Below are 1223 nucleotides of genomic sequence, written 5' to 3'. Positions count from 1 at the left end.
GTCGCGACCGCCCGCAGCGCCCGGATCCACTTCTCGTCGAAGGGCGCGATGGTCAGGACGGGCCGGACGACCAGTTGCAGGCCGGCGCGCTGGAACCGTGCCGGCAGGCTGGGCCGACGGGTGACGGCGATCCGCCGGTCGGCCTCGGTGACGAGCCGCCGCGCGAGCAGTGAGAGGATGGCCCGTAGAACCGGCCGCGGGAGCCCAGCGGTGGGCCGCGCCGGCAGGCTCCACTCGAGTTCTCCGCCGCCGTCGGGACGCGCGCGGACCGTGACGCGGCCCAGGTGCCGGTGCACCCACCAGATCGGGATCGGGCCCGCCCATTCGCGCCACCGTGCGGGGTCGGCGGCGAGTGCGAGGACGTCGGCGGGGTCGGCCGAGAACCGCGCGCGGACCGGAGCCGCCCGGCCGACCGCACTGCCATCTCGACGTGCCACTACCGCACCTCCCCGGATAGCGGAAAGGCCGTCCCCGCTTGCGCGGAAACGGCCTCTGAACTCGAAGTCCTTGGGTGGAGCTAAGGGGAATCGAACCCCTGACCTTCTCGATGCGAACGAGACGCGCTACCAACTGCGCTATAGCCCCTCGCCGCCCTCGCGGGCCGCGATGCCCCTCTTCCGAACTCTTCCAAGAGGCTGTGCCGCCCTCTCGAGCAGCGTGGAATACCTTACCAGCATGGTCGGGCAGCCGACCAAATCGGGGGTCCGATCAGCCCACCGCGCGCCGCAGCGGCTCGCGGTGACGACGCCGCTGATCGTGGTGACCGGGGTCGGTGTCCAGGTCCTCGCGGTGGGTGTCGAGCACGTCGAACGCAGGGTCCTCGTCGTCGATCTCCAGCACCACCGCACCGGGCCGGCGCAGCCGCGGCGGCACGATCGACAGTTCATCGTCCTCGCGGGACTCCACGCCCAGCCGGGCGCGACGCATGCGCTCGATGCGGCGGCGGCGCAGGCTCTCCTCCAGCTTCACCTGACGGCGCAGGTACATGAGGTAGGCAGCGAGCAGCAGGACGGAGCCGCCGGCGAACCACCACACGGCGGGGACGGTGAGAAGGGCCAGGACCACGGCGACCACCGAGAGGCCCACGAGGATGAGGGCCGTACGCTGCCGGGCGTGCGCGCGCTGCTCGGCGGCCTGCCGGTCCGCCATCGGGTCGTAGGCCCCGCGCCCACGACGCCGCTCGGCGAAGTCCAGATCGGCGTCGGTGAGCTCCACCTCGGGCG

2 protein-coding genes and 1 tRNA gene are annotated in these 1223 nt (G+C 72.6%); all 3 read right to left on the bottom strand.

Translation table 11 applies throughout. The features are described 5' to 3' along the window. On the bottom strand, positions 1-437 hold a 437-nt coding region (locus HMPREF3086_RS15750), incomplete at its 3' end, for a hypothetical protein (RefSeq protein WP_141764125.1). Positions 438-512: 75 nt separating this feature from the next. After that, positions 513-585, bottom strand: a tRNA-Ala gene (locus tag HMPREF3086_RS15745). A 123-nt stretch (positions 586-708) separates the two neighbouring features. Next, positions 709-1223, bottom strand: a 515-nt coding sequence (gene glpR / locus HMPREF3086_RS15740; RefSeq protein ID WP_371441678.1) for a divisome protein SepX/GlpR, incomplete at its 5' end; no start/stop codon positions are given.

This window comes from Dietzia sp. HMSC21D01 (genome assembly GCF_001815995.1).
Taxonomy (GTDB): Bacteria; Actinomycetota; Actinomycetes; order Mycobacteriales; family Mycobacteriaceae; genus Dietzia; species Dietzia cinnamea.
This window is presented reverse-complemented; position numbering and strand designations above follow the sequence as displayed.